General features: G+C 40.9%; 18 protein-coding genes. 16 read left to right on the top strand and 2 right to left on the bottom strand.

The annotated features are described in order from the left end of the window. The 8 genes from manA to recG all read left to right on the top strand — a co-directional run bounded on the left by manA (window position 1) and on the right by recG (window position 11,487). The gene (manA, locus tag IYQ91_RS06655; protein ID WP_195673442.1) at window positions 1-945 is read left to right on the top strand and encodes a mannose-6-phosphate isomerase, class I; all 945 of its coding nucleotides are present in this window, start codon (window positions 1-3) and stop codon (window positions 943-945) included. Between the two features lie 265 nt (window positions 946-1,210). Next, window positions 1,211-3,058 carry an APC family permease gene (locus IYQ91_RS06650; RefSeq protein WP_195673422.1) on the top strand — a complete coding sequence of 616 codons (1,848 nt, stop codon included), beginning with the start codon at window positions 1,211-1,213 and terminating at the stop codon, window positions 3,056-3,058. Between the two features lie 126 nt (window positions 3,059-3,184). Then, entirely contained in the window at window positions 3,185-5,704 is a 2,520-nt protein-coding gene (gene secA, locus IYQ91_RS06645; RefSeq protein WP_195673421.1) for a preprotein translocase subunit SecA, read from the top strand. Window positions 5,705-5,726: 22 nt separating this feature from the next. Further along, window positions 5,727-6,758 (top strand): 3-deoxy-7-phosphoheptulonate synthase, encoded by a 1,032-nt coding sequence (locus tag IYQ91_RS06640; RefSeq protein ID WP_195673420.1) that lies wholly within the window; start codon window positions 5,727-5,729, stop codon window positions 6,756-6,758. 1 nt (window position 6,759) lies between these two features. Then, complete coding sequence (locus IYQ91_RS06635) at window positions 6,760-7,800, top strand: 3-deoxy-7-phosphoheptulonate synthase (protein WP_126467566.1); 1,041 nt, start codon at window positions 6,760-6,762, stop codon at window positions 7,798-7,800. 108 nt (window positions 7,801-7,908) lie between these two features. Then, entirely contained in the window at window positions 7,909-8,289 is a 381-nt protein-coding gene (acpS, locus tag IYQ91_RS06630; protein ID WP_022526544.1) for a holo-ACP synthase, read from the top strand. After that, entirely contained in the window at window positions 8,261-9,367 is a 1,107-nt protein-coding gene (alr, locus tag IYQ91_RS06625) for an alanine racemase (protein WP_195673419.1), read from the top strand. The genes acpS and alr overlap by 29 nt, the downstream gene beginning before the upstream one ends. Window positions 9,368-9,471: 104 nt before the next feature. Further along, on the top strand, window positions 9,472-11,487 hold the full coding sequence (gene recG, locus IYQ91_RS06620) for an ATP-dependent DNA helicase RecG (RefSeq protein WP_195673418.1): 2,016 nt from the start codon (window positions 9,472-9,474) through the stop codon (window positions 11,485-11,487). Window positions 11,488-11,806: 319 nt separating this feature from the next. Here recG and IYQ91_RS06615 read toward each other — a convergent pair whose 3' ends face one another. After that, window positions 11,807-12,769, bottom strand: coding sequence for an asparaginase (locus IYQ91_RS06615; RefSeq protein WP_022526540.1), 963 nt, complete (start codon window positions 12,767-12,769; stop codon window positions 11,807-11,809). Window positions 12,770-12,833: 64 nt separating this feature from the next. On the opposite strand from IYQ91_RS06615, the gene IYQ91_RS06610 reads away from it, so the two are divergent. Next, a complete protein-coding gene (locus tag IYQ91_RS06610) occupies window positions 12,834-14,222 on the top strand; it encodes a Cof-type HAD-IIB family hydrolase (protein ID WP_195673417.1) in 1,389 nt (462 codons plus the stop codon). 45 nt (window positions 14,223-14,267) lie between these two features. Here IYQ91_RS06610 and IYQ91_RS06605 read toward each other — a convergent pair whose 3' ends face one another. Next, on the bottom strand, window positions 14,268-14,720 hold the full coding sequence (locus IYQ91_RS06605) for a universal stress protein (protein WP_020999785.1): 453 nt from the start codon (window positions 14,718-14,720) through the stop codon (window positions 14,268-14,270). Between the two features lie 151 nt (window positions 14,721-14,871). On the opposite strand from IYQ91_RS06605, the gene IYQ91_RS06600 reads away from it, so the two are divergent. The 7 genes from IYQ91_RS06600 (at window position 14,872) to gatB (ending at window position 23,217) form a co-directional block, all read left to right on the top strand. Beyond that, on the top strand, window positions 14,872-16,086 hold the full coding sequence (locus IYQ91_RS06600; protein WP_195673416.1) for a pyridoxal phosphate-dependent aminotransferase: 1,215 nt from the start codon (window positions 14,872-14,874) through the stop codon (window positions 16,084-16,086). Between the two features lie 240 nt (window positions 16,087-16,326). After that, window positions 16,327-17,115 carry a GTP-sensing pleiotropic transcriptional regulator CodY gene (gene codY / locus IYQ91_RS06595; protein WP_003028802.1) on the top strand — a complete coding sequence of 263 codons (789 nt, stop codon included), beginning with the start codon at window positions 16,327-16,329 and terminating at the stop codon, window positions 17,113-17,115. Next, window positions 17,115-17,690 (top strand): cysteine hydrolase family protein, encoded by a 576-nt coding sequence (locus IYQ91_RS06590; RefSeq protein WP_022527097.1) that lies wholly within the window; start codon window positions 17,115-17,117, stop codon window positions 17,688-17,690. The genes codY and IYQ91_RS06590 overlap by 1 nt, the downstream gene beginning before the upstream one ends. Window positions 17,691-18,199: 509 nt before the next feature. After that, window positions 18,200-19,939: an aspartate--tRNA ligase gene (aspS, locus tag IYQ91_RS06585; RefSeq protein ID WP_195673415.1), complete on the top strand. Its 1,740-nt coding sequence runs from the start codon at window positions 18,200-18,202 to the stop codon at window positions 19,937-19,939. 76 nt (window positions 19,940-20,015) lie between these two features. Further along, on the top strand, window positions 20,016-20,318 hold the full coding sequence (gatC, locus tag IYQ91_RS06580) for an Asp-tRNA(Asn)/Glu-tRNA(Gln) amidotransferase subunit GatC (protein ID WP_003028817.1): 303 nt from the start codon (window positions 20,016-20,018) through the stop codon (window positions 20,316-20,318). Further along, window positions 20,318-21,784, top strand: coding sequence for an Asp-tRNA(Asn)/Glu-tRNA(Gln) amidotransferase subunit GatA (gene gatA, locus IYQ91_RS06575; RefSeq protein ID WP_195673414.1), 1,467 nt, complete (start codon window positions 20,318-20,320; stop codon window positions 21,782-21,784). The genes gatC and gatA overlap by 1 nt, the downstream gene beginning before the upstream one ends. Then, on the top strand, window positions 21,784-23,217 hold the full coding sequence (gene gatB, locus IYQ91_RS06570) for an Asp-tRNA(Asn)/Glu-tRNA(Gln) amidotransferase subunit GatB (RefSeq protein ID WP_195673413.1): 1,434 nt from the start codon (window positions 21,784-21,786) through the stop codon (window positions 23,215-23,217). The genes gatA and gatB overlap by 1 nt, the downstream gene beginning before the upstream one ends. Window positions 23,218-23,226: the final 9 nt, after the last annotated feature.

The following is a 23,226-nucleotide window of genomic DNA, read 5'->3' as shown; positions in this document are numbered from 1 at the left end:
ATGTCAGAACCATTATTTTTACAATCTGTTATGCAGGAAAAAATCTGGGGCGGAACGAAGCTGCGAGATGAATTTGGCTATAAAATTCCCAGTGATAAAGTAGGCGAATACTGGGCGATTTCGGCTCACCCGCATGGCGTATCTACGATTAAAAACGGTCGCTTTGCTGGTATGGGATTGGATCAGCTCTATGCAGAACACCGAGAGTTATTTGGTAACAGCAGCGAGCCTGTTTTTCCGCTTTTAACCAAAATCTTGGATGCCAATGATTGGCTCAGTGTTCAGGTTCACCCAGATGATCATTATGCTATGGAGCACGAAGGGGAGTTGGGAAAAACAGAGTGCTGGTATGTGATTGCTGCAGATGAAGGAGCAGAAATCATCTACGGGCACAATGCCAAGTCACGAGAAGAGCTGCGTCAGCAGATTGAAAAGAAAGAATGGGATAAGCTGTTAACCAAAGTGCCAGTCAAGGCCGGAGATTTCTTCTATGTTCCAAGCGGTACTATGCACGCCATTGGATCAGGCATTCTGATTTTAGAGACACAACAGTCTAGCGATACTACCTATCGTGTCTATGACTTTGATCGAAAAGATGCTAAAGGCAATCTGCGCGAGTTGCATTTGGAAAAATCCATTGATGTGCTCAATATCGGTGCACCAGCTAATAGCCGTCCAGTTACGGTGGAAGCAGATGATTTGACATCAACGCTTTTAGTAGCTAGTGATTTCTTTGCTGTTTACAAATGGGAAGTATCAGGGAAAGTGGCGATTGAAAATACAGCTGCTTATTTGCTAGTAAGTGTGCTAGCAGGGCAAGGTGTGCTAACTGTAGATGGGGAAACGTATCCAATCGCAAAAGGAGACCATTTTATCCTACCAAGCGATGTGGAAGAGTGGACATTCGAAGGGCAAGACCTTGAAATGATTGTTAGTCATCCGTAATATCTTTTATATAGAAAATCAGAGGTTAGGGAAAAGTCCGTAACCTTTTTAAAATTATAAGTCTAAAGCATCATGATGTAGTGGTTCAGTAGTTTGCCTATTTTTTTACAGATGATTTCCAAGCAATGATTTCAGTCTATTTTGCTCTCTTACTTATGCAGAAATTATCAGTTATATTAAAAAATGATGTCATTTTCAGAAAACGTTGATAGTATTTCAGAAAAGCGTTATAATGGCTAATATTGAAAAATTTAGGAGAAAAAATATGTTTTCCAAGTTGAAGAACATTTTTATCGGGCGACCTTTGAAATCAAGTGATGAGGGAGATGAAGGGAATTTACTCACTAAGCTACAAGCCTTGGCTATGCTGTCAAGTGATGCTCTGTCTTCGATTGCCTATGGTCCTGAACAAGTTGTTTTGGTTTTGGTATCCGTATCTGCTGGTGCAATTTGGTGGTCGTTACCAATTGGTATTGTGGTGCTGATTTTGCTGGCTAGTTTAACCATTTCATATCGTCAGGTGATTCATGCTTACCCACAAGGCGGTGGGGCTTATATGGTCACAACGGAAAATCTTTCCCCTAAAGCTGGTCTAGTTTCAGGTGGTAGTTTGCTAGTTGATTATATGTTGACAGTAGCGGTATCTGTTTCTTCTGGAGCGGATGCGATTACGTCAGCAATTCCTGCTTTGCATCCGTACAATTTGCATATTTCGATTGTTTTAGTGCTGATTTTAATGTTAATGAATTTACGTGGCTTGCGGGAATCGGCGGTTTCGCTGATGATTCCAGTTTATTTGTTCATCGCAAGTACCGTTTTCTTAATTGGCTTTGGTTTATCGCAATTATTGCTGGGAAATTTATCCTACCATGCAACAGCTCCGATTGGAAAATCTATTTCAGGTGTCAGTTTGGTTCTTCTGCTTCGTGCATTTACGAGTGGCTCAGCTTCTCTGACAGGTGTGGAAGCTATTTCAAATTCTGTACCATTTTTCAAAACACCCAAAGCTGAAAATGCAGCGAAAACCTTGGCAATTATGGCAGCCATTTTAGGTTTCATGTTTGCTGGTATTACTTTTTTAAACTACTGGATTGGCATCGTTCCGGTAAAAGGCGTTACAACGCTCGCTCAAATGGCGCAAGCTATTTTGGGAAATTCACCTGTTGGGCAGCTTCTCTTTTATATTTTCCAACTGTCAACAGCGCTCATCCTTGCTGTAGCGGCTAATACAGGTTTTTCGGCCTTTCCCATGTTGTCCTACAATATGGCAAAAAATAAATATATGCCACACATGTATATGGAAAAAGGAGCACGCCTTGGTTATTCAAATGGGATTCTGACTTTAGCTATCGGTGCTATTCTTCTTTTGCTAATTTTTAATGGGAATACTGAACGGCTCATTCCACTTTATACCATTGGTGTATTTGTGCCTTTTGCTCTTTCTCAAACGGGAATGGTCGTGCATTGGCGCAAGCAGTATGGAAAACATTTCTTGAAATATTCAGTAGCAAATATTTTAGGCGCTGCTATTTGTTACACCATTGTAGCGATTTTGCTACTTTTTCGTTTGCGAGATATTTGGCCATTCTTTCCGATTATCATCGTTTTATTATGGATTTTCTTGAGTATTAAAAATCATTACAATAAAGTAGCGAAACAGCTACGTTTGAATGAAGAAATTGAACGCGTAGACTATGCAGGAAATCTGGTTTTGGTGCTTGTCGGGAATGTCACACGAGTTAGCGTTGGTGCGATGAATTATGCCCGTAGTATCGGTGATGAAGTGATTGCTATGCACGTATCTACCAAAGAAACACAAGAAAAAGACGAAGAAGTAGCCAGTGAATTTAAACAATATTTTCCAGATATTCAATTTGTAAATGTGGAAACAAGCTACCGTAATATCATCAGACCAACCGTACAGTATGTAACAAAAATCGCTCGTGGTGCGCAGAAGAAAGGTTATACCGTAACGGTATTAGTGCCACAGTTCATTCCAAATCATAGTTGGCAAAACATGCTACACAATCAAATGAGCTTGAAATTGAAATATTTCCTCAGATGGCATGAAAATGTCGTTGTAGCCAGCTATTCTTATCACTTAAAAGAGTAAGAACATAAAACGGCAGTTTTGAATGGAACTGCCGTTTTATCCTTTTATTTTCTTGAAAGATATAGTGAAAAATGCTATAATGAAAAGAACATTTTAAAATAAGAATTGTAACAAGTAAGGAAAGAAATGGCGAATATTTTAAGAAAAATTATCGAAAATGATAAAGGTGAATTAAGAAGATTAGAAAAAATGGCAAAGAAAGTCATGGCGTATGAAGATGAAATGGCTGCTTTGTCAGATGAAGCTTTGAAAGCAAAAACGGATGAATTTAAGCAACGGTATCAAAATGGCGAGTCATTAGATGACTTGCTTTATGAAGCTTTTGCGGTTGTTCGTGAAGGTGCAAAGCGTGTGTTAGGACTTTTCCCTTACCCAGTACAGATTATGGGTGGGATTGTCTTACACCATGGAGATGTGCCAGAAATGCGTACAGGGGAAGGAAAGACTTTGACTGCGACCATGCCGGTTTATCTGAACGCCTTGTCTGGAGAAGGGGTTCACGTTGTTACAGTAAATGAATATCTGACAGAGCGTGACGCAACGGAAATGGGGGAACTGTACTCTTGGTTGGGGCTTTCTGTTGGTATCAACCTTGCTGCGAAGTCATCCGCAGAGAAAAAAGAAGCCTATGAATGTGATATCACGTATTCAACCAATGCAGAGATTGGTTTTGACTATTTGCGTGATAATATGGTGGTGCGTGCTGAAAACATGGTGCAGCGTCCGCTAAACTACGCTTTGGTCGATGAGGTGGACTCCATTTTGATTGACGAAGCTCGTACGCCTTTGATTGTGTCAGGACCAACTTCGTCTGATACAAACCAACTTTATCACATGGCAGATAGCTTTGTGAAGTCTCTTAATAAAGATGACTACATCATTGATGTGCAGTCTAAAACCATTGGACTTTCTGACTCTGGGATTGATAAAGCAGAAAGCTACTTCAAGTTAGAAAATTTGTATGATATTGAAAATGTAGCACTAACTCACTTTATTGACAATGCCCTTCGTGCAAACTATATCATGCTGTTAGATATTGACTATGTGGTGAGTGAAGAGCAAGAAATCTTGATTGTGGACCAATTTACAGGCCGTACAATGGAAGGTCGCCGGTATTCAGACGGACTTCACCAAGCAATTGAAGCCAAAGAAGGTGTGCCAATTCAGGATGAAACGAAGACTTCGGCTTCTATCACTTATCAAAATCTATTCCGTATGTACAAGAAATTGTCAGGAATGACAGGGACAGCTAAGACAGAAGAGGAAGAATTCCGCGAAACCTATAATATTCGGGTCATTCCGATTCCGACAAATCGTCCAGTAGCTCGTATTGACCATCCAGATCTTCTTTATCCAAGTATTGAGTCTAAATTTAAAGCGGTTGTTGAGGACGTGAAAGCTCGTCATGAAAAAGGACAACCTGTACTTGTTGGGACAGTTGCTGTTGAAACGAGTGATTATATTTCTAAAAAATTAGTCGAAGCTGGAGTTCCTCATGAAGTATTGAATGCGAAAAATCACTATAAAGAAGCGCAAATCATTATGAATGCTGGTCAACGTGGCGCGGTAACGATTGCAACCAATATGGCTGGTCGTGGTACAGATATTAAGCTTGGTGAAGGGGTTCGTGAACTTGGTGGACTTTGCGTTATTGGTACAGAACGACATGAAAGCCGTCGTATTGATAATCAGCTTCGTGGTCGTTCAGGTCGTCAAGGAGATCCTGGTGAATCACAATTCTACCTATCACTTGAAGATGAACTTATGCGTCGCTTTGGATCGGAACGGATTAAAGCTGTTTTGGATCGCATGAACCTTAGCGAAGAAGAATCTGTCATCAAATCTCGTATGCTGACGCGTCAAGTAGAAGGAGCTCAAAAGCGTGTTGAAGGGAACAACTATGATACACGTAAACAAGTCCTTCAATATGATGATGTTATGCGGGAGCAACGTGAAATTATCTATGCGCAGCGCTATGATGTCATTACGGCGGATCGTGATTTGGCACCGGAAATTCACGCCATGATGAAGCGAACGATCAACCGTTTTGTGGATGGCAACAGTCGTGCAGAACAAGATGAAAAATTAGAAGCAATTGTTAATTTTGCAAAATACAATCTTGTTCCAGAAGAATCTATTGAAATCGCAGATTTAGAAGGCTTGTCTGATGAAGATATCAAGGCTGATTTATACAAACGTGCCTTGGAGGTTTACGATAGTCAAGTGGCGAAACTTCGCGATGAGGATTCCGTCAGAGAATTCCAAAAAGTTCTGATTTTGCGCGTCGTGGATAGCAAATGGACTGATCACATTGATGCTTTGGATCAACTTCGGAACGCAGTTGGACTTCGTGGTTATGCTCAAAATAACCCAGTCGTTGAATACCAAGCTGAAAGTTTCCGTATGTTTAATGATATGATTGGTTCGATCGAATTTGATGTGACGCGTTTGATGATGAAGGCTCAAATTCACGAGCAAGAACGTCCACGTACGGAGCATCATATCAGCACAACAGCGACACGCAATATTTCAGCACAACAATCTGGCTTACCTAGCGATATTGATTTGACAAAAGTGAAGCGCAATGACTTGTGTCCATGTGGTTCTGGTAAGAAATTTAAAAATTGTCATGGACGCCACAGATAAGTAGTGCAAAGAGGGGGAGATTATGACATTTAAGGCGACTAGCGAGCCAATTGATGTAGCAAAGGTTCGTAATTTATCAAAGTTAGAAGGAGAGGCTTTAGCTAAAAAAAAGGCACGAGATCGTGAGTTAAATGCCATTATCCGTGGAGAAGATGACCGCATTCTGTTGGTCATTGGTCCATGTTCTTCTGATAATGAAGCGGCTGTCCTAGAATATGCAAAGCGCCTATCTGCCCTCCAAGAAGAGGTGAAAGACCGTATTTTCATGGTTATGCGCGTGTATACAGCTAAGCCTCGCACCAATGGTGATGGTTATAAAGGATTGATTCATCAACCGAATGCTAAGGCTGCTCCAAGCTTAATTAATGGGATTAAGGCTGTTCGGAATTTACATTATCGTGTCATTACGGAGACGGGAATGACGACAGCTGATGAAATGCTCTATCCAGAAAATCTTCCGTTGGTAGATGATTTGATTTCTTATATGGCTGTTGGGGCGCGTTCTGTGGAAGATCAGCAACACCGTTTTGTCGCTAGTGGGGCTGATGTTGCGACCGGTTTGAAAAATCCTACGTCTGGCAATCTCAATGTCATGTTTAACGGGATTTACGCAGCGCAAAACAAGCAAAGTTTCTTGTTTGCTGGTAAGGAAGTAGAAACTTCAGGAAATCCTTTGGCACACGCTATTCTGCGTGGTGGGCTTGATGAGTATGGAAAAAATATTCCAAATTATTACTATGATAATTTACTGGATACGATTGACCAATATGAAAAAATGGGTTTGGGAAATCCTTTCATCATCATCGATACCAATCATGATAACTCTGGTAAGCAGTATTTAGAGCAGGTGCGGATTGTCCGTCAAACCTTAATCAATCGTGACTGGAATGAGAAAATCAAAAAAGTTGTACGCGGCTTTATGATTGAATCTTACTTAGAAGACGGCCGTCAAAACGAGCCTGAAGTATTTGGAAAATCCATTACAGACCCTTGTCTGGGTTGGGATAATGCAGCACAGCTTGTACATGAGATTTATGATACATTAGGAAAATAATATGACATTTATTGAAAAGGGTCAGAAAATTGATATTGATCGTATTAAAGAGACGACACGATTATCTGAAGCAGCTTTGATCATTAAGGAAAAGCGAGATAAAGAACTAGCCGCTATTCTCCGCGGAGAAGATGAACGACTTTTGTTGGTCATCGGTCCGTGTTCTTCGGATAACGAAGATGCAGTTTTAGAATATGCTCATCGTTTGTCTGATTTGCAACAGAAAGTAGCAGACAAAATCTTTATGGTCATGCGTGTTTACACAGCAAAACCTCGAACTAATGGTGACGGTTATAAAGGATTGGTTCATCAGCCAAATGTAAAGGCGGCTCCAAGTTTAATCAATGGGCTTAAGGCGGTTCGTAATCTACATTATCGTGTTATCACAGAGACTGGATTAACAACTGCTGATGAAATGCTGTATCCGTCTAATTTGATTTTAGTAGATGATTTGGTAAGTTATCATGCTGTCGGAGCACGATCTGTGGAAGATCAAGAACATCGCTTTGTAGCGAGTGGTCTTGACGCACCTGTTGGAATGAAAAATCCAACGTCAGGTAATATGAATATTCTGTTCAATGCAATTTATGCAGCGCAAAATAAGCAAACTTTCCTATATCACGGTCAGGAAGTAGAGACATCTGGCAATTCTTTAGCGCATGCTATTTTGCGTGGGTCTATAAATGAATATGGTAAAAATATTCCCAATTTCTATTATGAAAATCTCTTAAATGATATTCAACAGTATGAAGAAATGGGACTAGAGTACCCTTTTATCATGATTGATACTAATCATGATAACTCAGGCAAGTGTTATTTAGAACAAATTCGGATTGTCCGTCAAACCCTAATCAATCGTGACTGGAATGAAAAAATCAAAAAAATTGTACGCGGCTTTATGATTGAGTCTTACTTAGAAGATGGTCGTCAAAATGAGCCTGAAGTGTTTGGAAAATCCATTACAGACCCTTGTCTGGGTTGGGATAATACAGTCAGACTAGTCAAGGAAATATATACTACCCTATCTAAAAATGAAAAATAAGAAAGATGGGGAGTGGATTTGTAAAATCTGATAGTATTAGTGCATTAAGTTTTATTTTAGAAAGTAACCGAGTCTGGCACACTTTTGTCCCAGCCTCTTTTTAAAAAGATGATTAAAGGACATGGTATTGATATAGAGGAAATTTCTTCTATTCAAAAAGTTTATGAAAAAAATGCTCGCTTCGCCAAGAAAGTTTTGACTGTTGCTGAATTTGCACGGTTTGAAGAACTTTCTGGTAGGCGAAAAATGGAATATTTGGCAGGACGTTGGTCTGCTAAAGAGGCTTTTTCTAAAGCATGGGGGACTGGAATTGGTTGTGTCACTTTTCAGGATTTAGAAATTTTAAACAATGAAAAGGGAGCGCCTATTTTTACTAAGTCGCCTTTTTCTGGCAAGGTCTGGGTGTCGCTCAGCCATGCAGGTAATATTGTTACAGCTAGTGTTATTTTGGAGGAACATCATGAAAACGAGTCATCATCGACCTACTAGGGCTGTTGTGGATTTAGCTGCTATCCGCTTTAATATTAAACAAATTGCAGCGCATATTCCAAACAATGTGGAAAAATGGGCTGTTGTCAAGGCAGATGCCTATGGTCACGGTGCAGTTGCTGTTACGCAATCTATTGAGCCAATTGTGGATGGCTTTTGTGTTTCCAATATTGATGAAGCTGTAGAGTTGCGTGATGCCGGCATTACGAAAAAAATTTTGGTATTAGGAGTGTCAGATGTTCATGCCATTTCATTGGCAATTGAACGCAAAGTGACCTGTACCGTTGCTAGTTTAGAATGGATTGATTTGCTGCTACAGTCAAATATAGATGTAGCTGGTTTGGCTGTTCACATAAAAATTGATTCTGGGATGGGACGGATTGGTTTTCGAGATAGTCAAGATGCTCAAGAAGCCATTCATCGTTTGGAAAAAGCAGGTGCTCAGGTAGAAGGCATCTTCACCCATTTTGCAACAGCTGATGAAGCAGATACGCATAAGTTTGAAGCACAGTTGGCACGTTTTAAAGAAATTTTAGGGCAACTAGAAACCGTTCCACCGATTGTTCACGCTAGTAATTCTGCAACGACCCTTTGGCATGCAGATACTGTGATGAATGCGGTGCGTCTGGGTGATATTATCTATGGTCTCAATCCTAGCGGTCGTACCTTGCAGCTTCCTTACGAAATGAGACCGGCTCTTTCTCTGGTGTCGGAATTGGTTCATGTCAAGCAGCTGGAAGCAGGGGCAGATGTGGGTTATGGAGCCACTTACACTAGCGATAGCCCACAGTTCATTGGGACGATTCCATTAGGCTATGCTGACGGTTGGACGCGAGATATGCAAGGTTTTGATGTTCTAATTGACGGACAATCTTGTCCCATTGTTGGTCGTGTGTCTATGGATCAGATTACCGTTCGTCTACCTAAAGCTTGTCCTATTGGTACACCTGTCGTTTTTATCGGAGAAAGTGGCAAAGAATCCATTTCTGCAACAGATGTAGCAGAAAAACGAGGAACGATTAACTACGAGGTGCTTTGTTTGATTAGCGACCGTGTGCCTAGAGTTTATAAAGAATGAGCTGAAATTTAGAAGCAGTCGGAAACAGCCCAAAGAGTTATTGGAGGTTGTCTGTTTTAGTTTGCTTTTATAAATTATTGAAAAACAGAACTGAAAGAGGAATTATGAATTTACACCAACCTTTAACGGTTCTGCCGGGTGTGGGGCCGAAATCTGCTGAAAAATTTACTAAGCTAGGAATTGAAAGCCTGCAGGATTTGTTGCTCTATTTTCCATTTCGCTATGAAGATTTTAAAAGTAAAAATGTATTAGAATTGGAAGACGGCGAAAAGGCAGTTATTTCAGGGGTGGTGGCTACACCAGCAAATGTCCAGTACTATGGCTACAAGCGCAATCGCCTGCGTTTTACCATAAAGCAGGGAGAGGTGGTACTTGCAGTCAACTTCTTTAACCAACCTTATCTAGCAGACAAGGTAGAGGTTGGCTCAACCATTGCTATTTTCGGCAAATGGGATAAGGCAAAGGCTAGTTTGACTGGGATGAAAATTCTGGCGCAAGTAGAAGATGATTTGCAGCCAGTTTATCGAGTAGCTCAAGGGATTAGTCAAGCCAGTTTGGTCAAGGTCATTAAGACAGCCTTTGACCAAGGGTTGGAATTGCTCTTGGAGGAAAATTTGCCCCAAGTGTTGTTAGAACGCTATCAGTTGCTAGGACGGAGTCAGGCAGTACGGGCAATGCATTTCCCAAAGGATTTGGCAGAGTACAAGCAGGCTTTGCGTCGGATCAAGTTTGAAGAGCTTTTTTACTTTCAAATGCAGTTACAGGTCCTAAAGAGCGAAAGCAAGAATGCGAGTCAAGGGTTAGCTATTCCTTGGCGAGGTGATTTATTAGAAAAAAAGCTGACACTGCTACCTTTTGAATTGACAGCTGCCCAGAAGCGGAGTCTTGATGAAATTCTACAAGATATGAAAGCACCAACCCACATGAACCGGCTTTTGCAGGGAGATGTGGGTAGTGGAAAGACGGTGGTTGCAGGTTTAGCCATGTATGCTACCTATACGGCTGGTTTGCAGTCTGCTCTTATGGTACCGACTGAAATTTTGGCAGAGCAGCATTTTGATAGCTTGAGCCAACTTTTTCTTGAACTACGGATAATTCTGTTGACAGGAGGAATGAAGCCGACAGAACGCAGACAAGCACTAGAAGCGATTGAGGCTGGTCAGGTAGATATGATTGTCGGTACTCATGCTTTGATTCAAGAAAGTGTGACATATCATCAGCTTGGTCTGGTGATTATTGATGAACAGCACCGCTTTGGAGTGGGACAGAGACGAATTTTGCGAGAAAAAGGAAATAATCCTGATGTGCTCATGATGACTGCAACACCGATTCCGAGGACACTTGCGATCACTGCCTTTGGCGATATGGATGTGTCGGTTATTGATCAAATGCCAGCGGGGCGTAAGCCGATTATCACTCGCTGGGTCAAGCACGAGCAGCTGAATGTGGTTCTCAATTGGTTGGAGAAAGAGCTGCAACGAGGTGCTCAGGTCTATGTCATCTCTCCTTTGATTGAGGAGTCGGAAGCGCTGGATCTGAAAAATGCTATTGCTTTGGAAGAGGAATTAAAGGCTTATTTCGGTGACAAAGCACAAGTAGCTCTGCTACATGGTAAAATGAAGAGCGAAGAAAAAGATACTATTATGCAGGATTTTAAGAAAGGAAAAATTGACATTCTGGTTTCCACGACTGTTATTGAAGTCGGTGTCAATGTCCCCAATGCTACGGTCATGCTAATCATGGATGCGGATCGATTTGGGCTCAGTCAGCTCCACCAGTTACGTGGTCGGGTAGGACGTGGAGACAAGCAATCTTATGCGGTTCTCGTGGCTAATCCTAAGACAGAATCCGGCAAGAAACGCATGAAAATCATGACGGAAACGACTAACGGTTTCGTCTTGGCTGAGGAAGATTTGAAAATGCGTGGCTCTGGTGAAATCTTCGGCACGCGTCAATCAGGGATTCCAGAGTTTCAAGTGGCGGATATTGTAGAAGATTATCCAATTTTAGAAGAAGCCAGAAAAGTCGCTAGTCAAATTGTGTCCATTTCTGATTGGAGAACGCATGCAGACTGGCATATCGTAGCTCTTCATTTGGACAAGCAGGACTACTTGGATTGATTTTAGTTTATCATCATATATAAACCAAAAAACTTCACCATTTGGATGAAGTTTTTTAAATTAAGTTTTCTGAAAGAAATCTATAAGCCTGCTTTAAGTTTTTCGGGCTATACTAAATTCATCAAAAAGAAAGAGGTAAGTCCAATGACAGTAAACATTAAAGTACATTATAACAAAACATTCAAAAAATCAGGAAAGGAATCAGAAATATATGGCAAATAACTAAAAACAAAAGAGCTAAAAACTTTTTTCATAAATCTCCTAAACATAAAATATCCTAAGAAGCTTCGAAATATCGGAGCTTCTTATCTATGTAAAATTAACCTTCAATATAGTTTCTTAAGGCTTGTCCTCGCAGCCCAGCATTCAGAGCAATCAAGAGTTTGATACGAGCTTTAGGAGCATTGAGCTCTTTGACAAACATAATGCCTGATTCGTGTAACTTCACGCCGCCCCCTTCATAAGCGTAAACTGGCTCTGCAATGCCGTTAAAGCAACGAGATACAAGTGCAATTGGCAGCCCAGAATTCGCAAGTTGACTGAGCTTTTGGGCAACTTCTTGTGGGAGATTCCCAGCACCAAAGGCTTCAACGATGAGACCGTTTATCTTTTCCAAGTCTAACATATCAAGCAGTTCAGTTTTCATTCCAGCATAGGCTGGGATAATCGGTACTAACCCAGAAATTTTATCTAAATGAAAACGAACGCGTGGTTCAGCTGTTTTGAAATAGAGGATTTCTTGCTTCATAATCAGTCCGAGTGGTCCATGAGTTGGCGTTTGAAAAGTGCTGACATTGGTTGTATGCGTTTTGGTCACGTATTTGGCAGCATGGATTTCATCATTCATAACCACCAGAACGCCTTTTCCGCGTGCCTTGTCATCGCTTGCTACCCGAAGTGCAGATAAGTAATTGTAAACTCCGTCACTTCCTAGTTCATTGGAGCTTCGCATGGCACCGGTCAAGACGACAGGGATATCTGGAAGTTCCATGGTATCCAAAAAATAAGCTGTTTCTTCCAGAGTGTCCGTTCCATGAGTAATGACAACCCCGTCAAAATGCTTCCCGTCTGTCTTGATTTTTTGATACAATTGTAGCATGTGCTGTGGTGTTATGTGAGGGCTAGGAATATTGAAAACATCAAGAGCCGTCACTTGAATGCCTTCTAGAGGAACTGCAATATGGTTCATGGGATTGTGTTCGTTTGTGATGACTTTTCCAGTAGTATCCGCCTGCATGGAAATAGTACCGCCAGTATGTAAAACTAAAATTCTTTTGGTCATAAGTGAGCTTCTCCTGAATCTATGCTATAATTATTGTATCATAAAAGAAAGAGATGAGAAATGAATGGAAATCAAAGCAGTCTTCTTTGATATTGATGGAACATTAGTAAACGATAGTCGGACGGTCTTGAAATCCACAGAACAAGCGATTCATAGTTTGAAACAGCAAGGAATTTTAGTTGGTTTAGCCACAGGAAGAGGTCCCTTTTTTGTTCAATCCTTTATGGAACAGTTGGATTTAGATTTTGCAGTAACCTATAATGGACAATATATTTTTTCAAAAGAGAAAGTCATTTCTGCCAAGCCAATTGATAAAACCAGTTTGCGTCACCTGATTCAGTATGCTCGCCAGCATAAAATAGAAATCTCGTTTGGAACAAAATCAGGAGTGGTTGGCTCCAAAATCATGAGCTTTGGCATGAGCAAGTTTTCTCAATGGACCAGTCGTTTTGTTCCGAAGAAGATGACACATTTGGTCAATAAAAGTTTCAATAATGTAATCAGCAAGGCACTTCCCCAACAACAGAATGATTTGTTTAAGTCTATTCAAGAGCCGATTTACCAAGTATTGATGTTGGCAACACCGAAAGAAACACAAACTATCGAAGCGGATTTTCCAGATTTAAAGTTTACTCGTAGCAGTCCTTTCGCAGCTGATATCGTCAATCAAGGAATGTCAAAGTTAGAAGGAATTAAGCTGGTCGGAAAAGAATACGGTTTTGACATCAATCAAGTCATGGCTTTTGGTGATTCTGATAATGATGTTGAGATGTTAGCGGGCGTTGGTATGTCTATTGCCATGGGAAATGGAACCAGTCGAGTGAAAGAAGTTGCAAAACACACGACCAGCAGCAATAGTCAGGACGGGATTCATAAAGCTTTGGAACACTTTGGCATTTTAGCGAGTGAAAAAGTCTTTATCAGTAGTGACCACCATTTTAATAAGGTCAAAGAATTTCATGGGACAATGGACGAATGCACACAGGAAGAACCCATTCTGTGGACACCAGAAGGTGCTCGTCACCGTGCAGGCTTCAAGGTAGAAGAACTAGTGGAATTTTTACGAGCAGCCAGTCCTTCTGAAGAGGTCTTTGAGCAGTCTGTTCAATCTTTGCACGAAGCTGTGAACAAAGCTGCTGAAAAAGTCAAAAAGAAGAGCAAAGCAGAGATGTCTCTCGTTGGGCAAGTAGATGCACTGATTGATATGTTGTATTTTACCTATGGCAGTTTTGTGTTAATGGGAGTGGATCCGGAATACTTGTTTGAGATTGTCCACCGAGCCAATATGGGTAAACTCTTCCCAGATGGCAAAGCGCACTTTGACCCAGTTACTCATAAAATTTTAAAACCAGATGATTGGGAAAAAAATTATGCACCGGAACCTGCTATCAAAAAAGAGCTTGAACGTCAAATTCAAGCCTATCAACGAAATTGTGAAAAAAATGAAGAATAAAAAAGAGGAGAGACTGGTTTATGCCAATCTCTCTTTATCTTTGTATTATAATGTTTTTTCTTTATCACGGACAACAAGCAAGTCAACTTTTGCGTGACGCAAGATGTATTCAGATGAAGAGCCAACCAGTAACCGTTCAAAGGCGTTAAGCCCAGTAGCACCAACCATGATGAGGTCAACTTTTTGTTCTTCTGGAATATCTGTTGCAAGAAGGGTTTTCGGATTTCCCATTTCAACAATTGTGACAACATTTGCCACGCCGGCTTCTTTGGCTTTTTCAGCATATTGATCCATGAGTTTCTTTGCATCTTCTTGCAATTCTTCATAGACTTCTGCATCAAATGTAGAAACGCTTTGCAAGGCACGTGTATCAATAACATGTGCTATTGTTAAACGCGAATTATTTCTAAGCGCAACATTTACACCCTTTTCAAAGGCAAGCTCAGCTTCGTGAGAACCGTCAACAGCGACCATAATGTTTTGATATCTTTGTAGCATAGGAATACCTCCATTCTTTCTTTAGTTATATTGTAACCCTTTACATGAAAAAAGTAAAGCATTTTCATGCAGACTTTACAAGAAGTTTTTTAGATTTTTTAGAAAAATTGCGTTATAATAAATTGACTCTTTTGAAATGAGGAAAAATTCGATGAAAGAATTTAATAAATCAACAAAATTAGAACATGTGGCTTATGATATTCGGGGTCCCGTCTTAGAAGAAGCAATGCGGATGCGTGCAAATGGTGAGAAAATCCTTCGGTTGAACACAGGAAACCCTGCCGAGTTTGGTTTTACGGCACCAGATGAAGTGATTCATGATTTAATTATGAATGCACGGGATAGTGAGGGCTATTCAGACTCGAAAGGGATTTTTTCTGCTCGGAAAGCTATTATGCAATATTGCCAGTTAAAGAATATTCCAAATGTTGATATTGACGATGTCTACCTTGGAAATGGGGTTAGCGAGTTGATTGTCATGTCTATGCAAGGTTTGCTAGACAATGGTGATGAGGTGCTGGTACCTATGCCGGATTATCCTCTCTGGACGGCAGCGGTCAGTTTAGCGGGAGGAAATGCAGTTCATTATCTTTGTGATGAAGCGGCAGATTGGTATCCAGATATTGATGACATTAAATCAAAAATTACCTCTAATACAAAGGCTATTGTCGTTATCAATCCAAACAATCCGACAGGAGCCTTATATCCTAAGGCAGTGTTAGAAGAACTTGTTGAAGTTGCGCGGCAAAACAATTTGATTATTTTTGCGGATGAGATTTATGACCGTTTAGTGATGGACGGTGAGAAACATACGGCTATCGCAAGTTTGGCTCCTGACCTTTTTTGTGTCAGCATGAACGGCTTGTCTAAATCGCACCGTATTGCTGGTTTTCGTGTCGGATGGATGGTACTGTCTGGTCCTAAATATCACGTAAAAGATTATATTGAAGGGCTGAATATGCTATCCAATATGCGGTTGTGTTCAAATGTCTTATCTCAGCATGTGGTACAAACGTCACTCGGCGGTTATCAATCAGTCGATGAATTGCTACTTCCTGGCGGACGGATTTATGAGCAACGGAATTTTATTTATAAAGCTATCAATGAAATTCCAGGTCTATCTGCAGTAAAACCTAAAGCAGGGCTTTACATTTTCCCTAAAATTGATAGAGAAATGTATCAAGTAGATGATGACGAACAATTCGTGCTGGATTTCTTAAAGCAAGAAAAGATTTTACTGGTGCATGGACGGGGCTTTAATTGGAAAGATCCTGATCATTTCCGGATTGTTTATCTGCCTCGTGTAGATGAACTGGCGCAAATCCAAGAGAAGATGACTCGTTTCTTAAGGCAATATCGGAGATAATAGAAAGCGAGACAGACTCGCATGATTGCTGACGCGTTCACCTACTGCATCGTCAATTTATTACACAGTGTGCTATGAAGCTGGAGACTTTCGTCCCAGCTTTTTGTGCTAATATGGAGGAGTGAGAAGGCTAGCCAAGCTAATTGCACACAATTGTATCTCAATAAACAATTTTCAGATAATTGTTGAAGATTAAAGCGTTTTATGGTATAATCAATAAGATTATATGCGAGGTAAATTATGGCAAACTTATTAGCAAAAACACGAAAAATTACATCTATTTTGCGTCGTTCAGATGAGCGATTACAAGATGAATTACCTTACAATGCAATTACCCAGCAGCTAGCTGAAATTATGGATTGCAATGCTTGTATTGTAAACAGTAAAGGGCGTCTTTTGGGGTATTTCATGCGCTACAAGACGAATAATGACCGAGTGGAAGCATTTTATCAAACGAAAATCTTCCCAGAAGAGTATGTTCGCACAGCGAATTTAATGTATGATACAGAAGCCAATCTTCCTGTCAATCATGATTTGTCAATTTTTCCAGTCGAAACCAAAGATGAATTTCCAGATGGCTTGACGACAATTTCACCTATCCATGTTTCAGGGATTCGCTTAGGAACTTTGATTGTTTGGCGCAATGATAAAGAATTTGATGATGATGATTTGATTTTGGTTGAAATTGCAAGTACAGTGGTTGGTATTCAGTTGCTCAACTTCCAACGAGAAGAAGATGAAAAAAATATTCGTCGCAGAACAGCGGTAACCATGGCTGTGAATACTCTATCTTATTCAGAATTACGAGCTGTTTCAGCAATTTTGGGTGAATTAAATGGCAATGAAGGTCAATTGACAGCATCGGTCATTGCGGATCGTATTGGCATTACTCGCTCAGTGATTGTCAATGCTCTGCGTAAACTAGAGAGTGCAGGCATTATTGAAAGTCGTTCTTTGGGAATGAAAGGAACCTATCTTAAAGTCCTTATTCCCGATGTCTTTGAAGAGATTAAAAAGAGAGATTACTGATGACAAAAGCATTGATTTCGATTGATTATACGGTGGATTTTGTGGCAGATGATGGCAAGTTGACAGCTGGAGCTCCAGCTCAGGCAATTTCTGAAGCTATTGCCCAAGTGACCGAGGCAGCTTTTGAGCGAGGAGATTATATCTTTTTTGCCATTGATGCCCATGACGAAGGAGATACTTTCCACCCGGAAAGTAAACTCTTTCCACCACATAACATCAAAGGCACTAGTGGACGTAACCTTTATGGACCGTTGGCGGATTTTTATCAGGAGCATAAAGCAGATTCTCGCGTCTTTTGGATGGATAAACGGCATTATTCAGCTTTTTCGGGAACAGATTTGGATATTCGTCTGCGAGAAAGAAAAGTTGACACGGTGATTTTGACTGGTGTTCTGACGGATATTTGCGTTCTCCACACAGCTATTGATGCCTATAATTTAGGGTATCAAATTGAGGTGGTAGAGTCTGCTGTAGCTTCTCTTTCGGAGGAAAATCATAAATTTGCACTAAACCACTTGCAAAATGTTTTAGGTTCGACTATAATAGATAACAATTTAAAAGTAAAAAAGCAGTAGAGTAGGCTTGTTGACTTGAACAGAGAGTGCTGAAAGCTGAGAGCAGCACCAAGGAAGCAAAATCCGAAGAACATACTGTCAATGATATAATGGTTTTTTCTATGCTATTTATGGTAAAGGATGATATTGTCTAAAACTATTATATCATTGCAAGAAATTTGTGTGAATCAAAGCGCAAACGTCTGCTCACGTTACGAGCTAGAGGTTGCAATGCAACGAATAACAGTGGTACCACGGCTTTCGTCTGTTTTACAGGCGGAAGCCGTTTTTCTATAGCTCTTAATGTTTTAGCGTTTAGAGCTATGATTATAGATTTACGTAGTAAAGTCAATGTTCCTTATAATTCTTAGTACTTAGAGGAGCGGTTGCAATTTTGTTAGTTGGACAAAAGCTGTAAACAAAAAATGCTTCCTATTTTTAGTATCTAGAGCTACGGGCGTAGATTTCTATAAGTAATTTGTGGCAAGTTGACGATTTAACTGAAATGAATTTAGAAAGAGGTAGAGAATATGAAAGAAGTTTTTATTGGAAACTACGGTTTGGAACAAGTTGGTCAGAAAATGATAGCGACTGGGTGGGTTGCAAATATCCGAAATCATGGGAAATTGGCTTTTATAGAGCTACGAGACCGAGAAGGACTGCTTCAAATTTTTGTCGCAGGTGATAGCCCGGCTTTTACTGAAATTGAACATCTACATAAAGAAGATGTGATTGCTGTTACAGGAGAAGTTGTCGAGCGAGAAGCCCGCTTTGTCAACAAAGCTATCAAGTCTGGACAGGTGGAGCTGCGAGCAGAGGCAATTCAAATCCTTGCAAGTAGTAAGCCTCTTCCTTTTGAACTCGATCAGCACGCCCATACAGGAGAAGAGTTGAGACAGAAATATCGCTATCTGGATTTGCGTCGGAGTAAGATGACAGAGAACCTCAAACTTCGTCACCAAGTAACCAGCACAATTCGTGACTACTTAAACGGTAAGGATTTTCTGGAAGTGGAGACACCTTATTTGACGAAATCTACACCAGAAGGAGCCAGAGATTTTTTGGTTCCTAGTCGAGTTTTTAAAAATCAATTTTATGCCTTGCCACAAAGTCCGCAAATGTTGAAGCAACTTTTAATGGGAGCTGGCTTGGAGCGTTATTATCAAATTGTTCGTTGTTTTCGAGACGAGGATCTACGAGGAGACCGTCAGCCTGAATTTACTCAGGTCGATATGGAAATGAGCTTTGCTAGTGAAAAAGACATTCGCATGCTTGTAGAAGAGATGCTCAAAGCGGTTGTTAAGAAAACTCATGGTTTGGAGCTGACAGAAGCTTTTCCGACTATCAGTTATGAAGAAGCCATGAACCGCTTTGGTACAGATAAGCCGGATACGCGATTTGGTTTGGAATTAAAAAATCTGACCAATCTCTGTCAGGATAATCCCTCTCTTTTGCTGAAGCAGGCTTTTGCTCATCACGAAGAATTATGGGGCATTTGTGTTCCAAATGCTACGGATTCTTTCACGAAGAAGCAGCTCAGTCATTTCTATCAGGAAATGAAAGAATTTGGAGCTAGTAGGTTTGCTAGTCTTAAGGTGGAAGCAGGTGAATTTCAAGGGGATTTGGCTTCGACTTTTGAAGTAGAAGCAACAGCTTTCGTAGACCAATTCGAAGCGCAAGACGGTGATTTGCTTTTACTGGTCATCGCCAAGAAAAGACAAGCCCAAGAAGCTCTAGGGCACTTGCGATTGGAGATTGCCAAACAATTAGACTTAATCGATCAGAGTCGACTGGACTTCCTTTGGGTGCTGGATTGGCCTTTGCTAGAGTGGAATGAGGAGCAGGGGCGCTATCAAGCCATGCACCACCCATTCACCCAAGGAATTTTTGAAAATGAGAAAGAAGATTTAGCTTCAATCAAAAGTCATGCCTATGATATTGTCCTTAATGGCTATGAAATTGGGGGCGGTAGTTTACGGATTCATGATCGAAAGAGTCAAGAAGCTATGTTTGAACTTCTGGGTATGGAAAAAGAAGATTACGAGCGTGACTTTGGCTTTTTCTTAGAAGCGCTTGATTATGGTTTTCCGCCGCATGGTGGTCTAGCACTGGGCTTGGATCGATTGGTTATGATTTTAGCTGGTGAAGAAAATATCCGTCAGGTCATTGCCTTTCCTAAAAATGGAACTGGTTTTGATCCTATGCTAGAAAGTCCCAGCCAAGTAGATGCGAGTCAAGTGAAAGAACTTCATTTGGAATTGAAGAACTAAGCCTATTTGTGATAAAATAAGAAGATGGTTGTTTTTCGGTTATGCTGAAAAATAAAAGAAGAGAAAGGAAACAGAGATGAAAATTACTCAAGAGGAAGTAACGCATGTTGCCAACCTGTCAAAACTAGCTTTTTCACCTGAAGAAACGGCAGAATTTGCGACAACTTTGTCAAAAATTGTGGATATGGTGGAGTTGTTAAACGAAGTTGATACGACTGGTGTGCCTTTTACATCAAATGTTGCAGAAAATGTCAACTATATGCGTGAAGATGTAGCAGTTGCAGGTTGGAATCGAGAAGAACTTTTCCAAAATGTTCCTGAAAAGGAGCGAGGCTATATCAAAGTGCCTGCTATTCTAGATGACGGAGGAGACGCCTAATGACTTTGAATCAAAAAACAATTGAAGAATTGCATAATCTCCTTGTCAAAAAGGAACTTTCCGCAGTTGAGCTGACGAAAGCTACTCTGGAAGATATTAAGAGTCGAGAAAGTTCCATTGATAGCTTTATTACGATTAGTGAAGAAGAAGCATTGGCGCAAGCGGCAGCAGTAGACGCGAAGGGAATTGATGCAGATAATTTTATGAGCGGGATTCCACTAGCTGTTAAGGACAATATTTCTACTAAGGGGGTTCTGACGACAGCTGCCTCCAAGATACTCTACAATTACAAGCCGATTTTCGATGCAACCAGTGTGGAAAAACTCCATGAAAAAGACATGATTGTCATTGGTAAGACCAATATGGACGAATTTGCCATGGGCGGCTCCAGTGAAAATTCTTATTTTAAGACTACGAAAAATGCTTGGGACGCTACAAAAGTTCCCGGAGGCTCATCTGGTGGTTCAGCGACAGCAGTTGCTTCTGGTCAAGTTCGCTTGTCTTTAGGTTCTGATACTGGTGGTTCTATCCGTCAGCCAGCTTCCTTTAACGGAGTGGTCGGACTGAAGCCAACTTATGGGCGTGTTTCTCGTTTTGGACTCATTGCTTTTGGGAGCTCGTTGGATCAAATTGGACCATTTTCTCGGACGGTCAAAGAAAACGCTCAGCTTTTGGGCGTAATTGCAGGCAATGACAAAAAAGACTCAACTTCTTCTCAACGAGCTGTTCCTGATTTCACTAGCAAGATTGGCCAAGATATTAAAGGATTAAAAATTGCTCTTCCGAAAGAATATATGGGTGAAGGGATTGATGAAAAAGTCAAGGAACGCATTTTAGCGGCTGCCAAGCATTTGGAAAGTCTGGGAGCGATTGTTGAAGAAGTTAGCCTGCCCCACAGCAAATATGGGGTAGCGGTTTACTATATCATCGCTTCTTCTGAAGCCAGTTCCAACTTGCAACGTTTTGACGGGATTCGTTATGGCTATCGGGCAGAAGAGATTGAAAACTTAGAGGACGTCTATGTCAAATCTCGCAGTCAAGGTTTTGGTGAGGAAGTGAAGCGTCGGATTATGCTCGGAACGTTTAGTCTATCGTCTGGTTATTATGATGCTTATTTCAAAAAGGCGGGTCAAGTTCGGACGCTCATTATGCAGGATTTTGCCAAGGTCTTTGAAAAGTATGACTTGATTTTAGGACCAACTGCGCCGACGGTTGCTTACGACTTAGGAACTCAAAGTCACGATCCAGTAGCTATGTATTTGGCTGATCTTTTGACCATTCCGGTCAATTTAGCAGGGCTTCCTGGCATTTCCATTCCAGCAGGCTTTGCGGATGGTCTGCCGGTTGGGCTGCAATTGATTGGAAATCATTTTGATGAAGAAACGATTTACCAAGTAGCAGCAGCTTTTGAAGCAACGACAGACTACCACAAGCAAAAACCAGTCATTTTTGGAGGTGAAAAATAATGAACTTTGAAACGATTATTGGACTAGAAGTCCACGTTGAATTAAAAACAAATTCAAAAATTTTCTCACCAGCACCGGCTCATTTCGGGGAAGATCCAAATACCAACACCAATATCATTGACTGGTCTTTCCCAGGTGTCCTGCCGGTGATGAACAAGGGAGTTATTGATTACGGTATTAAGGCTGCTCTGGCACTCAATATGGATATTCATCAAAAGATGCACTTTGATCGCAAGAATTATTTCTATCCAGACAATCCGAAAGCCTATCAAATCTCTCAATTTGACGAGCCGATTGGTTATAATGGCTGGATTGAAATCGAGCTGGAAGACGGTGCGACTAAGAAAATTCGCATTGAGCGGGCTCATTTGGAAGAGGACGCTGGCAAGAACACTCATGGCAGCGATGGTTATTCTTATGTTGACCTTAATCGTCAAGGGGTGCCTTTGATTGAGATTGTTTCAGAAGCTGATATGCGCAGTCCAGAAGAGGCTTATGCTTACTTAACGGCGCTCAAAGAAATTATCCAGTATACGGGTATTTCTGACGTCAAAATGGAAGAAGGCTCCATGCGCGTGGATGCCAATATTTCTATTCGTCCTTATGGTCAAGAAGAGTTTGGAACCAAGACAGAACTAAAAAATCTTAATTCCTTCAATTTTGTTCGTAAGGGCTTGGCTTTTGAGGAAAAACGTCAGGCTGAGATTTTGCGTAGCGGTGGTCAGATTCGTCAAGAAACTCGCCGTTACGATGAAGCAACAGGCGAAACTCTTTTGATGCGGGTTAAAGAAGGTTCGGCAGATTATCGTTATTTCCCAGAGCCTGACCTACCAATTTTTGAGATTGATGATAGTTGGATTGAGGCAGTGCGCTCAGATTTACCAGCCTTTCCAAAAGAACGTCGGGCTAAGTACAAGGCAGACTTTGGATTGTCAGACTATGATGCTAAGCAATTAACAGCGACGAAGAACATCTCAGATTTCTTTGAAGCTGCGGTGGCAGCAGGCGGAGACGCAAAATCTGTGTCAAACTGGCTCCAAGGTGAGGTGGCTCAATATCTCAATGCGGAAGGTAAAACCATTGAAGAAATCGGTTTGACACCAGTCAATTTGACTGAAATGTTGAGTTTGGTGGCAGACGGTACGATTTCCTCTAAAATTGCCAAAAAAGTCTTTGTTCATTTGGCGAAAAATGGTGGGTCAGCCAAGGAATACGTTGAAAAAGCTGGCTTGGTGCAAATTTCTGATCCAGCACAACTTCTGCCAATCATTCAAGAGGTTTTTGCTAACAATGAAAAAGCTCTTAACGATTACAAGAGTGGCAACAAAAATGCAGCCAAGTCCCTGATTGGTCAGCTCATGAAAGCTACCAAAGGTCAAGCCAATCCACAAGTAGCTCAAAAGCTACTTAATGAGGAATTAGCGAAGTTGTAAAATCTAAAA

The sequence above is a fragment of the Streptococcus sp. HF-2466 genome (assembly GCF_015594645.1).
In the GTDB taxonomy this organism is placed as follows: domain Bacteria; phylum Bacillota; class Bacilli; order Lactobacillales; family Streptococcaceae; genus Streptococcus; species Streptococcus anginosus.
Note: the sequence above shows the minus strand (reverse complement) of the source record. Positions and strands in the feature narration are given on the sequence as shown.

Coding starts and splice junctions, on each gene's coding strand:
- manA (WP_195673442.1), top strand. CDS start 1: ATGTCAGAACCATTATTTTTACAATCTGTTATGCAGGAAAAAATCTGG.
- IYQ91_RS06650 (WP_195673422.1), top strand. CDS start 1,211: ATGTTTTCCAAGTTGAAGAACATTTTTATCGGGCGACCTTTGAAATCA.
- secA (WP_195673421.1), top strand. CDS start 3,185: ATGGCGAATATTTTAAGAAAAATTATCGAAAATGATAAAGGTGAATTA.
- IYQ91_RS06640 (WP_195673420.1), top strand. CDS start 5,727: ATGACATTTAAGGCGACTAGCGAGCCAATTGATGTAGCAAAGGTTCGT.
- IYQ91_RS06635 (WP_126467566.1), top strand. CDS start 6,760: ATGACATTTATTGAAAAGGGTCAGAAAATTGATATTGATCGTATTAAA.
- acpS (WP_022526544.1), top strand. CDS start 7,909: ATGATTAAAGGACATGGTATTGATATAGAGGAAATTTCTTCTATTCAA.
- alr (WP_195673419.1), top strand. CDS start 8,261: ATGAAAACGAGTCATCATCGACCTACTAGGGCTGTTGTGGATTTAGCT.
- recG (WP_195673418.1), top strand. CDS start 9,472: ATGAATTTACACCAACCTTTAACGGTTCTGCCGGGTGTGGGGCCGAAA.
- IYQ91_RS06615 (WP_022526540.1), bottom strand. CDS start 12,769: ATGACCAAAAGAATTTTAGTTTTACATACTGGCGGTACTATTTCCATG.
- IYQ91_RS06610 (WP_195673417.1), top strand. CDS start 12,834: ATGGAAATCAAAGCAGTCTTCTTTGATATTGATGGAACATTAGTAAAC.
- IYQ91_RS06605 (WP_020999785.1), bottom strand. CDS start 14,720: ATGCTACAAAGATATCAAAACATTATGGTCGCTGTTGACGGTTCTCAC.
- IYQ91_RS06600 (WP_195673416.1), top strand. CDS start 14,872: ATGAAAGAATTTAATAAATCAACAAAATTAGAACATGTGGCTTATGAT.
- codY (WP_003028802.1), top strand. CDS start 16,327: ATGGCAAACTTATTAGCAAAAACACGAAAAATTACATCTATTTTGCGT.
- IYQ91_RS06590 (WP_022527097.1), top strand. CDS start 17,115: ATGACAAAAGCATTGATTTCGATTGATTATACGGTGGATTTTGTGGCA.
- aspS (WP_195673415.1), top strand. CDS start 18,200: ATGAAAGAAGTTTTTATTGGAAACTACGGTTTGGAACAAGTTGGTCAG.
- gatC (WP_003028817.1), top strand. CDS start 20,016: ATGAAAATTACTCAAGAGGAAGTAACGCATGTTGCCAACCTGTCAAAA.
- gatA (WP_195673414.1), top strand. CDS start 20,318: ATGACTTTGAATCAAAAAACAATTGAAGAATTGCATAATCTCCTTGTC.
- gatB (WP_195673413.1), top strand. CDS start 21,784: ATGAACTTTGAAACGATTATTGGACTAGAAGTCCACGTTGAATTAAAA.